Annotated in this window: 12 protein-coding genes; 9 read left to right on the forward strand and 3 right to left on the reverse strand. The window is 65.8% G+C overall.

Annotated elements, in window-relative coordinates:
- The first annotated feature begins 78 nt into the window (after window positions 1–78).
- The 7 genes from ACWUI7_RS04215 (at window position 79) to ACWUI7_RS04245 (ending at window position 8,416) form a co-directional block, all read left to right on the forward strand.
- Window positions 79–1,737: a bacterio-opsin activator domain-containing protein gene (locus ACWUI7_RS04215; protein ID WP_496640954.1), complete on the forward strand. Its 1,659-nt coding sequence runs from the start codon at window positions 79–81 to the stop codon at window positions 1,735–1,737.
- A gap of 72 nt (window positions 1,738–1,809) precedes the next feature.
- Window positions 1,810–3,801, forward strand: a complete 1,992-nt coding sequence (acs, locus tag ACWUI7_RS04220; RefSeq protein WP_496640955.1) for an acetate--CoA ligase — start codon at window positions 1,810–1,812, stop codon at window positions 3,799–3,801.
- A 99-nt stretch (window positions 3,802–3,900) separates the two neighbouring features.
- Window positions 3,901–4,467, forward strand: coding sequence for a DUF4212 domain-containing protein (locus ACWUI7_RS04225; RefSeq protein ID WP_496640956.1), 567 nt, complete (start codon window positions 3,901–3,903; stop codon window positions 4,465–4,467).
- A complete protein-coding gene (locus ACWUI7_RS04230) occupies window positions 4,464–6,167 on the forward strand; it encodes a sodium:solute symporter family transporter (protein ID WP_496640957.1) in 1,704 nt (567 codons plus the stop codon). The genes ACWUI7_RS04225 and ACWUI7_RS04230 overlap by 4 nt, the downstream gene beginning before the upstream one ends.
- Before the next feature lie 2 nt (window positions 6,168–6,169).
- Entirely contained in the window at window positions 6,170–6,634 is a 465-nt protein-coding gene (locus ACWUI7_RS04235; protein WP_496640958.1) for a universal stress protein, read from the forward strand.
- A gap of 7 nt (window positions 6,635–6,641) precedes the next feature.
- Window positions 6,642–6,857, forward strand: coding sequence for a DUF8119 family protein (locus tag ACWUI7_RS04240; protein WP_496640959.1), 216 nt, complete (start codon window positions 6,642–6,644; stop codon window positions 6,855–6,857).
- 137 nt (window positions 6,858–6,994) lie between these two features.
- Window positions 6,995–8,416 carry a M20/M25/M40 family metallo-hydrolase gene (locus tag ACWUI7_RS04245; protein ID WP_496640960.1) on the forward strand — a complete coding sequence of 474 codons (1,422 nt, stop codon included), beginning with the start codon at window positions 6,995–6,997 and terminating at the stop codon, window positions 8,414–8,416.
- Window positions 8,417–8,468: 52 nt separating this feature from the next.
- Here ACWUI7_RS04245 and ACWUI7_RS04250 read toward each other — a convergent pair whose 3' ends face one another.
- Window positions 8,469–11,213, reverse strand: coding sequence for a heavy metal translocating P-type ATPase (locus tag ACWUI7_RS04250; RefSeq protein ID WP_496640961.1), 2,745 nt, complete (start codon window positions 11,211–11,213; stop codon window positions 8,469–8,471).
- Window positions 11,214–11,414: 201 nt separating this feature from the next.
- Here ACWUI7_RS04250 and ACWUI7_RS04255 point away from each other — a divergent pair, with 201 nt between their 5' ends.
- Window positions 11,415–11,609 carry a cold-shock protein gene (locus ACWUI7_RS04255; protein ID WP_095635894.1) on the forward strand — a complete coding sequence of 65 codons (195 nt, stop codon included), beginning with the start codon at window positions 11,415–11,417 and terminating at the stop codon, window positions 11,607–11,609.
- 130 nt (window positions 11,610–11,739) lie between these two features.
- Complete coding sequence (locus ACWUI7_RS04260) at window positions 11,740–12,534, forward strand: type 1 glutamine amidotransferase (RefSeq protein ID WP_496640962.1); 795 nt, start codon at window positions 11,740–11,742, stop codon at window positions 12,532–12,534.
- Here ACWUI7_RS04260 and speB read toward each other — a convergent pair.
- Window positions 12,511–13,518, reverse strand: coding sequence for an agmatinase (speB, locus tag ACWUI7_RS04265; RefSeq protein ID WP_496640963.1), 1,008 nt, complete (start codon window positions 13,516–13,518; stop codon window positions 12,511–12,513). The genes ACWUI7_RS04260 and speB overlap by 24 nt on opposite strands.
- A gap of 138 nt (window positions 13,519–13,656) precedes the next feature.
- Window positions 13,657–14,109, reverse strand: coding sequence for a desampylase (locus ACWUI7_RS04270; protein ID WP_496640964.1), 453 nt, complete (start codon window positions 14,107–14,109; stop codon window positions 13,657–13,659).
- Between the last annotated feature and the right edge of the window lie 212 nt (window positions 14,110–14,321).

The raw sequence follows: 14,321 nt of genomic DNA on the forward strand, positions 1-14,321 counted from the left end.
GGGTCGGTTGTGTAGGATGGATTCCAGCAAGATCGATCGAAACGTTATCATTTCGGGTTTGTGTACTACCCCGAAACGATGGGCGAGACGCTGTCACGCGCGTCGTACGACGCGCTGGTCGCGGCGGCGGCGACATCACGGGCCGAGTTGGTCATCCGCCTCGCCGGAGAGGCGGGATTGCGAACAAGTGAACTCCCGCGGGTCCGGCCGGGTGATCTTCGACAATCGCCGGTGTCGTCGGTGGCGGTGCTTGCGGTGCCGACGGCCGACGGCGACAACATCGATCGTGAGGCTCCGGTACCAACATCGCTGGCGACGGCGCTCAGTGAGTACGCGACGCAGTCGGGCATCAACGACACGGACCCCTTTTTTCCGATCTCGACGCGCCGCATCCAGATGCTGGTGCGTGGGGCTGGCACGCGCGCGGCCAAGACGCGACCGGCTCCGGCGCTGACGTCTGTGACCCCCCGAGCGCTCAGAGAGCGATTTGCACGCTGGCTGCTCCGTGACCGCGGCCTTGACCCGCACGTCGTCCGTGAGGCGGGCGGCTGGGAGACGATGGCTGGACTCGACGATCATCTCGAGTCGCTCGACGGAGACGCGGTCGCAGCGGCGATCGACCGCGCCGACCACGCCGACAGCCCCGACGCAGTGCCGTTTCTTGAGGCAGTCGAGGTTCTCACAGTAACGACGGGCCGTGATCGGCTGTTCGAAACGGTAACGGAGCGGCTTGAAGAGAGTGACCGCTGGCAGAACGCCCGAGTGGTCCGCCGGACCCCATCGACCGATCGCGTTGAGCCGGGGGACCCACCGTGGCGAGAGGCGGTCGAAGGGGGAACAGTGACCACTGCCGTCGTCGGTGGCGTGCGGTGGATCGCCGCGCCGGTCCGTCATGGCGAGACGACGTACGGCGCCGTATGTCTCGCGGCCGCCGAGGGGATCTCGCTGACGGCTGCCGACCGGCGAGGCATCCGGACGGTCGGCCGCTGTCTCGGATGGGCGGTCACCGCCGGCCGCTGGCGCGAGTTGCTCCACTCTGACGGCGTCACCGCTGTCGAATTTCACACAGCTGCGGCCGCAGACGTCCTTGCGTCGACAAGCGCGACCTTGGAGTGTCGACTCACCCTTGAGTCGACGGTCCAGGTCTCTGCAGACGCGGCACGGTGGTTCCTCACCGTGACCGGCGCCGGCCCGCAAGCGGTAGCCGACACGGTTGCCGACGCCGAGACAATCGGATCAGTCAGGGTAATCGAGACGCGTGCAGACGGCTGCACACTCTCTGTCCAGGCGACCGGCGGCTCGATCGTTCACGCACTCAGTGCGCGCGGTGCGCGAATCAAGGAGGCCACCGCCGCCGCTGGCTCAGTCCGCGTCGCCGCTGACTTCCCCGATGGGACCGCGATCCGACAGGTCGCCGACGACTTGCGGCGGGCGTACACCGGTACCCGGCTCACGAGCAAGGAGTCGACGTCCCGACGAACGCGGACTGAGTCGGCGCTGCGCGAGGATGTCACGGAGCGGCTCACCGACAGGCAACTTGCGGCGTTGTCGGCTGCGTACCACAGCGGCTACTTCGACTGGCCGCGTGACAGTACAGCAGAGGAGGTGGCCGAGGCGATGGACGTCTCTTCGACGACGTTCCACAGCCACCTCCGGAAGGCCGAGCGAGCGATCTTCGACGCCCTCTTACACCCGGACGGAGGGGAGGATATCCGTGACGGCGGACACGTCTCGTGAACATCCATCACGATCGTTCCGTATTTAGGGTGGTTGTTTATGTAAGGGGGGTCGGTGTATACGATCGAACGCATGACAGATGATGACGGGCAGCTGGAAGCGCGATTGGAAGCACAAGACGTGTTCGAGCCGTCCGACGCCTTCGTCTCGCAGGCGAACGTCTCGGACCCAGAAGTGTACGAGCGGTTCGACGCAGAGTGGCCGCACTGTTGGGAGGAAGCCGCCGATCTGCTCACCTGGGACTCTCCGTACGACCAGGTGCTCGACGACAGCGACCCGCCGTTTTTCGAATGGTTTACCGGAGGCGAACTGAACGCCTCCGCGAACTGTCTCGACCGGCACCTCGACGAACGCGGCGACGAGGCCGCCATCGAGTGGGTCGGTGAGCCGGTCGACGAGGCGAACCGGACGTACACGTACGAGGAGCTACACCGGGAGGTGAACGAGTTCGCGGCCGCGCTCCGCGATCAGGGCGTCGAGGCGGACGACGTCGTCACCATGTACATGCCCATGATCCCGGAGCTGCCGGTTGCGATGCTCGCGTGTGCGCGCATCGGTGCGCCACACAGCGTCGTCTTCGCGGGCTTCTCGGCCGAGGCGCTCGCCACACGGATGAACGCCGCCGACTCCGAGTACCTGATCACGTGTGATGGATACTATCGCCGCGGTGATCCACTCGATCACCTGGCGAAGGCGAACAAGGGACTCGCCGACGTCGACCACGACACCACCACCGTCGTCGTCGACCGGCTCGGGCCCAACGATGATGACTTCGGCCACGACCTCGGTGCGGCCCAGCACGACTACGGCGACCTCGTCGAGGCACACGCCGGAGCAACGGTCGACCCCGTCAGAAGAGACGCCGAGGACATGTTGTTTCTCATGTACACCTCCGGCACCACAGGACAGCCGAAGGGAGTCAAACACACCACCGGCGGCTACCTTTCGTGGGTATCGTGGACCTCGCAGGCCGTACTCGACGTAAAGCCCGAAGACACCTACTTCTGTGCGGCCGACATCGGCTGGATCACCGGCCACTCGTATATCGTCTACGGCCCGCTCGCACTCGGAACGACGACGATGATGTACGAGGGGACACCCGACTACCCGGACCGCGACCGACTCTGGGAGATCGTCGACGCGTACGACGCGACCCAGTTGTACACCGCGCCGACCGCGATCCGCGCGTTCATGAAGTGGGGCACAGAGTACCCAGACCGACACGACCTCTCCTCGCTCCGGCTGCTCGGTACGGTCGGCGAGCCGATCAACCCGCGCGCGTGGACGTGGTACTACACACACATCGGCGGCGATTCGTGTCCGGTCGTCGATACGTGGTGGCAGACCGAGACCGGCGGGATGATGATCACGACCCTGCCTGGAATAAAAGACATGAAACCCGGATCGGCAGGCCCGCCGCTGCCGGGCGTTGACGTCGAGTTGGTTGATGCGGCCGGCGAGCAGATAGAGGCCGGTCAGGCGGGCTATCTCACCGTTCAGAAGCCGTGGCCCGGCATGCTCCGGACGCTGTACCAGAACGACGAACGGTATATCAACGAATACTGGGCCGAGTACTCGGACGTCGACAGCGACGACCCCGACGACTGGGTGTACTTCCCCGAAGATGGCGCGAAGATCGACGAGGATGGGTACATCACCGTGCTCGGTCGGGTCGATGACGTAATCAACGTCTCCGGGCACCGGCTCGGCACGATGGAGATCGAGTCGGCCATCGTCGGCGTCGAGGGTGTCGCCGAGGCCGCGGTCGTCGGTGGCAACCACGATATCAAAGGGGAGGCCGTCTACGCGTACGTCATCACAGAGGATGGCTACGAGGGCGACGAGACGCTTCGTGAGGCGATCGTCACGGGCGTCGAAGACGCGATTGGGCCGATAGCTCGACCCGAACAGATCGTCTTCAGCCCCGACCTACCGAAGACCCGCTCCGGGAAGATCATGCGCCGGCTCCTCGAGAACATCGCAGACGGCGAGGAGATCGGCAACACCAGCACGCTCCGGAACCCCGAGATCGTCGCCGACATCCAGGCACAGGTGACCGAGTAGCGGGCAGCAACTGGCTTTTGCGGAGGCTGCCACGTATTGGCGGCAATATACGCTCACGACCTCGACACACACCCACACTATGCACACACGAGACGATCCATGACAGATAACGACACGCACACTCGACCGGACCGCGACCGACCACGATCGACTGACCAGACGGTACCAGACCGGCCGCCGACAGCTACCGGTGATGCCCACACGAGGAGAACCGACTGCGCTCACGCGAGCGCCGATACCGACCCGGAGAGTCAGCTTCGCACCGACGGCGGCCGCACCGATGTCGAACGCGAACGCGAGATCGATTACCTCGACGTCGAGATCAACCTGTTGAACCCAGCGACCCCGTTCATGCGGGACCACCTCCGGGTGATTTGGATCGGATTCAGTGTCTGGGCGCTCACGACGTTTGGGCCGATCACGGCCACCGCGATCGCCCCTGGCGTGATGACGACGACGCTGCCAGTCATCGGCTTTCCGTTCCACTACTTCGCTATCGCAATAGGAGGCCCGACCTCCGCACTCGTGCTTTCGGTGTGGTACGCCCGCCGGCGCGACCGGATCGACAAGAAGTACGGTATCACACAGCCGTCTGCCGACACAGATACTAAAACCGAGCCGGACGCCGAACCGACGACCGCGGTTGACGGAGGTGTCGAGCCGTGAGCGCGGCACACATTGTGCTCCAGGCAGACCTGCTCCCGGAGGGACTCGAGATTGGATTCAAACTTGTCCCCGCGGTCATTGTCGTGGGGATGATGGCATTGTTTCTCGCGATCGGCTTCGCGTTCAAAGTCGCCGACACCGACGATATGTGGGTCGCCGGACGCTCGATCGGAAACCTCGAGAACGGGATGGCGATCGGCGCGAACTGGATGTCTGCGGCGTCGTACCTCGGCATGGCCGCGCTCATCGCGCTCTCGGGCGTCTATGGGCTCGCGTTCGTCGTTGGATGGACGACCGGATACTTCGTGTTGCTCATATTTATGGCTGCCCAGATGCGCCGGTTCGGCAAGTACACCGCACCGGACTTCGTCGGCGATCGATTCAACTCTGACACTGCCCGGGCGCTCGCGGCAGTCACGACGTTCCTCATCGGGTTCGTCTACGCGATCGGCCAGGCGCGCGGCATGGGGCTCGTGGGGATGTACATCCTCGGTGACATCACCCAGGTTGTCTCCATCCCCGGACTCGACGCCTACCAGGCGATGATGATCTTGTTCATGCTGCTCACGATCGGCTACCTCACGCTGTCTGGGATGCTCGGTGCGACGAAGAACATGGCGCTGCAGTACGTCATCCTCATCGGTGCGTTTCTCGTCGGGCTGTTCGCGACAGGGTGGGCGACCGGCTACTCGACGTTTGTACCCCAACTCCAGTACGGAGCGCTGATCACGGCGTTGGGTGCGGAGTTCTCGGCACCGTTCGCCGGCGGGAGCTACTATCTTTGGATCGCCACCTGTTTCAGTCTCGTTTTTGGAACATGTGGACTCCCGCACGTGCTCGTGCGATTTTACACGGTCGAAAACGAGCGGACTGCTCGGTGGTCGTGCGCCTGGGGACTGTTTTTCATCTCCATCCTCTATTTGAGCGCGCCGGCGTTCGCCGCGTTCGGGACCTCGCTGTACGGCGACCAGGTCGGTGCGGTCTACGGTGATCCCGGGATGAGCAGCGCGGCCGCCGACGTCATTGTCGTGCTGGCCGCACAACTCGCAAACCTCCCTCCGTGGCTGGTCGGCTTCGTCGCTGCCGGCGGGATCGCCGCGGCCATCGCGACTGTCTCGGGGCTGTTCATCGCCGCTTCCTCGGCGATTTCACACGACATCTACGCGAACATCATCAACGAGGACGCCACGCAGCGACAACAGGTGCTCGTCGGCCGCCTGAGCATCGTCGCCATCGGGCTCCTCACCATCGTGTTCGCGCTCGACCCCCAACAGCCGATCGCGGCGCTCGTCTCGTACGCGTTCTCACTCGCCGCCATCGTGTTGTTCCCGATGTTCTTCCTCGGGCTCTGGTGGGAGAACACGAACCGGCAAGGAGCACTTGCGGGGATGACCACTGGGCTCGCCGTCTGGTTCGTACCGATGCTCAATGAGGCAAACTTTGGGCTCCTCACCACGCCGGAGGGACAGACCGCCTTCATCCCGTTCCTCGAGACGTGGATGCCCGCGATCGGCGCGGCGCTGGTGGGTGTGCCAATCGTCTTTGGGGTGACGATACTGGTGTCTGCGGTCACCGACGAGCCACCGCTGCGGACCAAACAGATGGTGCGACAGTGTCACAGCCCGGAGCCGATGCCGAAGAACACGACGGCCGCCGAGGTCGTCGCCGACCGAACCGGTGAGACGCCGGCAGACGACTGATCATGTACGACGACATCCTTGTTCCCACAGACGGAAGCGACGTCGCGAATGTGGCCGTCAGCCACGCGGTCGACATCGCGACCAAGTACGATGCCACGATACACGCCCTGTTCGTGGCGGACACAGACATGGTGGCGTACAGCCTCGGCACCGAGCAGGTCGACCGGATCCGCCAGGGGAACTTCGCGGAGATGACCGAACTCCGCGAGGACGCCGAGGCTGCGACGGGCGCCGTCCTCGACCGGGCGGCGACGGCTGGGCTCGACGCCGTTGAGCGGCACGCCGGGGGCCGGCCCCAGGACGTCATCGCTGACTACGCAAACGAAGCCGACGTCGACCTGATCGTGATGGGGAGCCACGGCCGGTCGGGGGTTCGGCGGGCGCTCCTCGGGAGCGTCACCGAACGAACCCTCCGGTCAACGCACGTTCCGGTGCTCGTCGTCGACTACGTCGAGGAGGAGTCGTGAGGGGACTGTGAGTAGCCGCCTCCGTGACCACGTCCGAACGCATCGGACCGGGATGCTGTTCGATCTCGTCTTCGCGCTTGGATGGGTGACGCTCGTCTCGCTGTTGTTCGAGTACCCGTTCGCGACCGCCCCGCGGTGGGCGTACCTCATGTTCATGCTCGCCGGCGTCCCCGCGTACTTCGGGTTCGTGCTCTCGCTGTCGGCGGCGAAGGAGACGGCCTGACCGGGTCGGTGCCCGCAGACAGCGAGGCTCACCGCTTGGACGCGTCACAGCCATCAGGGCCAGAGGTGGACGCGCGGCCACCGGCGACGGGTGCCGCGACCACAAGGGCGAGGAGGTGGGCCGTCGTCCGACTCGGCATGACAGACGATTCGACCACAGCGAGAGACGGCGCCCCTGTCGACCGCGCAGTGACGGCACGACTCGACACCTACCAAGACCGGCTCTTCGAGCTGCTCTCACAGCCGAGCGTCTCTGCAACTGGCGAGGGGATGGAGGCGGCCGCACCCCTCGTCGGTTCGGTTCTCGGCGAGTGTGGCATGGCTGTCACGCAGGTCGAAACCGACCGATACCCGCTCGTGTACGCCGAGTACGTCTCCGAAGCGATCGACGACGCGTCGGCGGTCCCCACCGTCTTGTTCTACGGCCACTACGACGTCCAGCCACCGGGCGACCCGGCGGCCTGGACGACACCCGCGTTCGAGCCGACCGTCCGCGACAACGCAGTGTACGCTCGTGGATCCGGCGACAACAAAGGGCAGTTCGCCGCACACGCGTTCGCCATCGACGCGCTCCGCGCCGCGGACGCGTTCCCAGACGTTCGGGTGAAGCTGCTCGTTGAGGGCGGCGAAGAAAGCGGCAGCAAGGGGCTCCGTGAGTACCTCGATGGCGACCCCGACGAGCTTGCCGACGTTGACCTCGTGATGGTCGCCGACGGGCCGCGGCACGCGGTCGCCGACCGCGACGGGACGCCCGCCGGTGTTCCTACGTTGTTGTACGGCAACCGCGGCGTGCTCTCCATTCAAGTCGACGTGCGAACGGCAAACGCTGACCTCCACTCTGGCAACTTCGGCGGGCCGGTCCCTGCCGCCACAAACCGACTCGTGGAGCTGCTGGCGTCGATGCGCGCCGACGACGGCGACGATATCGCTGTCGACGGCTTCCACGACGGAATCGCGATCACCGCAGCAGCCCGGGCGCTCGTTGAGGCGATCCCCGACGACAGCGCGGCGATCCGCGAGACGCTCGACCTCGATGAGTTCGCCACCGACGATCCGTACTACGAGCGGCTCTTAACTCGACCGAGTATGACCGTTAACGGCCTCGAAGGCGGCTATCAAGGGAAAGGAGGCAAGACCGTACTCCCGGCACGAGCATCGGCGAAGCTCGATTTCCGGCTCGTCCCCGATCAGGATCCACAGGCGGTTTTCGAGGCCGTTCGCGACCATGTTGAAACCCGCGAGCCTGGCGTCGAGGTTCGATATCGGAGCAGCTTCCCACCGATGAAGACGCCCGTCGACACGCCGGTCGCAGAGCCAGTTATCGCGGCCCTGCAGGCGGTGTGGGGCGAGGAGCCAGTCGAACTGCCCCTCCTTGGGGGCAGCCTGCCGGCCGCGTACTTCCGCACTGTGCCCGCACTCGCCGACGCCCCGGTGCTCATCGCACCGTACGCGAATCACGACCAACGAAACCACTCACCGAACGAGCATCTCGACCTCGACTGCTTCGAGAACGGGATCCGTACGACTACTCGGCTGATCGAGTTGCTCGCCGAGCGGTGACCGGAGCCGATCGCTAAACGAAACAAAGACTGCTGACACCCACTCGTCCCCGTCAGGCGAACAGCCGACGGAACGGACGGGTGAGCAGGAACCGGTAGTCGTGGTCCGGCGTGTACCGCCGGAACGCGAGGCTGTTCGTCATCACTGACACCGACGACCCGGCCATCGCCGCACCGGCGACAGCGGGATTCAAGAGGCCGAGTGAGGCGAGCGGCACGAGCGTCGCGTTGTACGCGAGCGCCCAAAACAGGTTCTGTCTGACCTTCGCGATGGTCGCCTCGGAGACGCGAAGCGCCTTGAGTACGTCACGCGGGTCGTCACGCATCAGCGTCACGTCGGCGGCTTCGATCGCCACGTCGGTCCCGGAGCCGATGGCGATACCCACCGTCGCGGTCGTGAGCGCCGGCGCGTCGTTGACTCCGTCGCCGACCATGATCGCGTGGCTGCCGTCTGCCTGGATCGATTCGATGGCGTCGGCTTTGTCCTCGGGGAGGACCTCGGCGCGGACCCGGTCCGGGTCGATACCGACCTGCGCGGCGACGGCTCGCGCGGTACGCTCGTTGTCGCCGGTGAGCATCGACACCGCAATCTCCCGATCGCGGAGCGCGTCGACCGTCTCGCGGGCGCTCTCGCGAACCGTGTCAGCCGTCGCGACGACGCCGAGGATTTCTCCGGCCGCGTCTGTCGACCCGGTGTGTGCGACGGCCATCGCGGTCTTCCCCTCGCGCTCTAGGCGACGCATCGTCTCCTCTGCGGGACCGGGGTCGACGTCGTGGTCGCGAAGGAGCGCGCGGTTGCCGACGACCACCTCCCCTGTCTCGGTCGTCGCGCGAACGCCGTGTCCAGGGACGGCCGTGAACGCCGTCGGTCGATCCACGTCGATGCCGCGATCGTGGGCCCCGTCGACGATCGCCTCGCCGAGCGGATGTTCGCTGCCAGACTCGGCGGCCGCGGCCGCACGGAGAAGCCGCCGCTCGGGCTCGGTCGCCGGAGCGGGGGCGTCGTCGCCGAACTCAGCAGGGGTGCCGTCGCTCACATCCGAATCGGCAGCCGGGTCGACCGCAATCCCACCGTCCGGGGTAGGTGTTGAGCCGTCGGTGGGGGCGGTCTCACTGACCGGTTCGCCGTCCGCGAACGCGACCATGTCCGTGAGTGCCATCGCCCCGTGGGTGAGCGTGCCCGTCTTATCGAAGACGACAGTGTCGACGTCACGAACCCGCTCGAGCACGTCACCTCCATCGAAGAGGACGCCGTTGGTCGCTGCGACCGTCGATCCGACCATGGTCGCGGCGGGCGTCGCGAGCCCGAGCGCACAGGGGCACGCGATGAGGATTGCAGAGGCGAAGACGACCATCGAGAACTCGAGGATCGACACCCCGCCGGCGACGGGACCGCCACCGACCGGTGTCCACAGCGGGAGCCACTCCACGACGGCAGCAAGGGTCTCGGGGAATAGCGCCCAGAGGACCGCCCACAGGAGCGCGTTGGCGATGACCGCTGGGACGAACACGCTCGACACGCGGTCGACGAGCCGCTGGACGTCCGGCTGCCGCGACTGCGCCGCCTTGACGCGCTCGACGATCCGGTGAACTGCCGTGTCACTGCCCACCTGTGTGGCCTCGACGAGCAGCACCCCGTTCTCGTTGACCGTGGAGCCGACGACCTCGTCACCGGGTGTCTTCTCGACGGGGACCGACTCACCGGTCAGCATCGACTCGTCGACCGCGGACTCGCCGTCGACGACCACGCCGTCGGTCGGAACGCGCTCGCCGGGGCGAACCTTCGTGACGTCGCCGACGTCAACCGCCTCGACCTGGACGGTTCGTTCGGCCCCGTCGCCGTCGACGATCGTCGCCTCGTCGGCACGCAAGCGGAGCAGCTCGCGTAACGCGTCGCTGGCACGGGCCTTCGAGCGCGCCTCGAGCCAGTTGCCGACGGTGATGAACCAGAGGATGAACGCGACCGCCTCGAAGTAAAGGTCGCCGACGAGTGGGGCACCGACGAGCGGCGAGACGAGCACCGCGGTGCTGAAGCCGTATCCCGCGACCGTCCCAACCGCGACGAGCGTGTCCATGTTCACGTCGTGACCGTTCTGCCATGCGCGCCAGGCGCCAGCAATGAACTCCCGACCCAACGTCGCCATGAGCGTCGTCGCGATGGCAAACTGGATCCAGCCGAGATCCACGCCGGCAACCGTTTCGGGCACGCCATAGAGCCCGACCATGTGGCCCATCAGATACCAGAACGGAAGCGTGAGGAGGCCACCGGCGAGGACGAGCCGTCGCTGATGTACGAGCTCTCTTGTGGCCGCACTCTCGTGAGAACCCGGTTCGCCGGCGTCTCCATCCGTCGCGTCGACCGAGTCACCGTGTGATGCATCCGTGATCGGCTCGAACCCCGCGTCGTCGATCGCGGCGTAGACGTCCTCGAGCGACGCTTCGACCGGATTGTACTCGACGCGCGCTTCGTCGGTCGCGGCGTTGACGTCAACGTCGATCACGCCAGGTACGTCGCCAACCGCCTCCTCGGTGGTCGCCGCACACGTCGAACAGCTCATGCCGGCGACGCCGACGGTCACGGTTTCGGCGACCGGGTCGTAGCCGGCGTCGCGGACCGTCTCGAAGAGCTGATCGAGCCCGACGCGATCGGGGTCGTACGCGACGGTGCCCTCGTCCGTCGCGACGTTTACCGACGCCGTCTCGACGCCGTCTAGCGTCTCGAGTGACTCCGTGACGGTCCCTGCACACGTGGAACAGGACATCCCGCCGATCTCGAGGTGGGTGGTTTCGGTGGTCATGCTAAATAAAGATACGTGTCCCATACTCATTCCGATTGTGGTTATGATACCTCGAATCTCAAGAAGCGATACTTCAGATTCCAAAGCAGCGCTCCGGTATCGGGCCGGATTCGGTGCGAGCCGGGGGTTATCGATCGTCCGCCGCCCGGGGAGTCGGTATGGCAAACACTTATTGTGTGGTTTTGCGTCTATCTGGACGCGATGGCGACAGGCAAGGTCGACTTCTTCAACGACACTGGCGGCTATGGATTCATCGAGACTGACGACGCTGACGAGGACGTGTTCTTCCACATGGAAGACGTCGGCGGCCCGGACCTCGAGGAAGGCCAGGAGGTAGAGTTCGAAATCGAGGAGGCAGACAAGGGGCCGCGCGCGAAGAACCTCACCCGCCTCTAGGTCACCGACAGGCGTCCGTCAGGACCGCCCTCGGACCGCGTTTCGTGTATATTTCCCGCCGAGCGGCTGCGCTGGGTATGTTCCCCCGTCGTGGTAACAGTTAACACAGTATGGGACAGATCGATAATCGATGTCCGACGAGACGGTCCCCGCCGACAGACCGGCCAATGCGCGTGAGCAGAGCGACCGCAACACCGTAGGTGAGGGTGACCCCGGGTCGGCGGACGAGCTCTACGTCGTACATAGCGAGCCGGATCCGGAGAGCACGTATCACAGTGACGCGCTCGCCTCGTGGTTCCCCGAGTCGACGGCCGTCGACTTCGTGCACGGCGAGCGAGTCCCCCTCGATCGAGCGGTCGGCGTCGTGCTCACCGGCAGCACCGCCGGGGTATACGAGGCCGACGACCGCCCGTGGATAGCCGACCAAGCGGCGCTCGTCCGCGAGCTCGTCGACCGATCGATTCCGACGCTCGGCGTCTGTTTCGGCCACCAGATCGTGAACGCGGCGCTCGGAGGGACCGTCGAGCCGGTCGGCACGACGACCGCGCTCGTCGAAGCCGAGCTCGCGGCGGACCCACTGTTCGACGGCGTCGCGCCGGTCGTCGCCTCCCTGCACGGCGACGCCGTCACAGCGGTCGGCGAAGGGCTCTCGATCATCGCCAGCGCTGACCACGCGCCGGTGTTCGGGACCCGTCACCAAACGGCCCCCGTGTGGACCATCCAGTTCCACCCCGAGATCGGAGCACACCACCGCGAGACCCTCGGTGACCGCTTTGCCTGGGACGAGCGCGACCACACGTTTGGAGACGTCACCCGCGGGCGCGTGTTCGAGAACTTCCGCCAGCTCGTTGATGAGCACCACACCGAACCGCGAGCCACTGAGACAGAACGCGCGGCCGGCTCACCGGGCGAACAGTCGCTCTAAGAGGGTCACGAGAAGGTACGAGGCGAGCCGTTCTGTGCCCTCAGTCGGGTCGTATGGCGGAGCCACCTCCATGAGGTCGACCGCACCGACTGCGTCGTGGTCGCCGACGACTCGCATCACCTCTAGTGCCTGATGTGCGGTCAACCCGCCTGGCGTGGGGGTTCCCGTCCCGGGCGCGACACTGGGGTCGACAGCGTCGATGTCGAACGTCACGTACACCGCGTCGGTATCGGCAGCGGCCGACTCGATGGCCGCAGAGACCACCCGACGGATACCCCGATCGTGAACGTCCCGCATGGTGTACACAGAGAGCCCCTGTTCATCTGCGAACTCCATGAAGTCGGGTGATTCGTAACCACGGATGCCGACCTGGCTGATCGAGGTGTAATCGACGCCTGGAAGGTCGACGATGCGGGCGGTACTTGAGCCATGGAAGTCAGTCCCGAAGACTGGACTCTCGGAGACGGTGTCGGTGTGGGCGTCGATCTGGAGGAGCCCGACACGCTCGTACTCACTTCCCTCTAACAGGCCGCGAACCGCCGGGTACGTACAGTAATGGTCGCCGCCGAGCATCACGGGCATCGTCTGTGCGGCGAGCGTCGCGGCGTGTGCCGTGATACTCTCAGCGGTCGTCTCGACATCCATCGGGAACACCGGCACGTCGCCCACGTCGGCGACCGCGAGGTCGTCGAAGTCTACCTGAGCACCGGTTTGGACGTTGGTCAGTGCACCCTTGTAGTCGGAGAGGTACGCCCACCACCCGCTCGCCCGCCGAATCGCCGCCGGTCCATATCGAGCGCCCGGCCGGTTTGAGACAGCACCATCGTAGGGGACTCCGTAGACGGCGACGTCAACGTCTGCGACGTCGTCGATAGCTCGCGGGTCGCCTTTCAGGAAGGTTTCTCGGCCCGCATAGGCCAGTTCCACACCGGCGCCGGTAGTCGCCGCCGTGAACGCGGCAGCACGGTCGACCGGGTCGGTCACGGCCTGCCCTCCACGGCCGAGTGGGTGGTCGGCGTCTCGATAGCGAGCAGTCGGTGTGTCTCGGTGAGTCGGCTACTCATCGTCGTCCGAACTACCTGACTCGGGGAGTATGAACGATTCGCCCGAGTGGGTCGTTCCTTACGAGCCGTCGCAATCTGCCACGCGCAGCGACTCCTGCTCGAATCCCGCCGCTGACCCACGCCACCGCCACGCCCCGAGTGCGGGGTCGGCTGTCGGGGTCCAGATGACGTACGCGTAGCCGCGCCAAGTCGCCTGCGCGGCGTCCGTCTCGCTCGGCTCGGCGGGACCGGTCGGGTGCGAGTGGTAGAACCCGACGACGTCGAGTCCCTCGGTGTCGACCCGCTCGAGGACCGCGAGCTGTCGCTCGGGGTCGATCCGATACCGCGTCCGCGGCGATTCGGCGACGTTCTCGGTGCGGTACACGTCCGTCACGCGGTCGCGCTGGACGTCGCCGTCGGCCTCCGAGGACCGATCGCGAGAGCCTGCGAGAACCCCGCACACCTCCGCCGGGGCGCCCTCGCTGGCGTGGTCGGCCACCGCGTCCACGGTCTGCCGGGTGAACGTGAGCATGGTTGACAGCCGGGCGAAGCGTGGATAAATCCGGTGGCGACCGGTCGCCAAGCGAGTTCGTCTGTCTAGTGCGGGAAGCAGCACTCGGGAGCGCCCCGGCCAGGAGTCGAAGACAGGTGTCAGACGACCTGTCGCCGGCCCAGGCCTTATCCGTCGGTCGTGTTACCGTCGTCTTCCTGCTGGCTGGCGATCTGTTCTTGGATCTGCTGTTG

This window comes from Halorubrum orientale, from assembly GCF_059623105.1.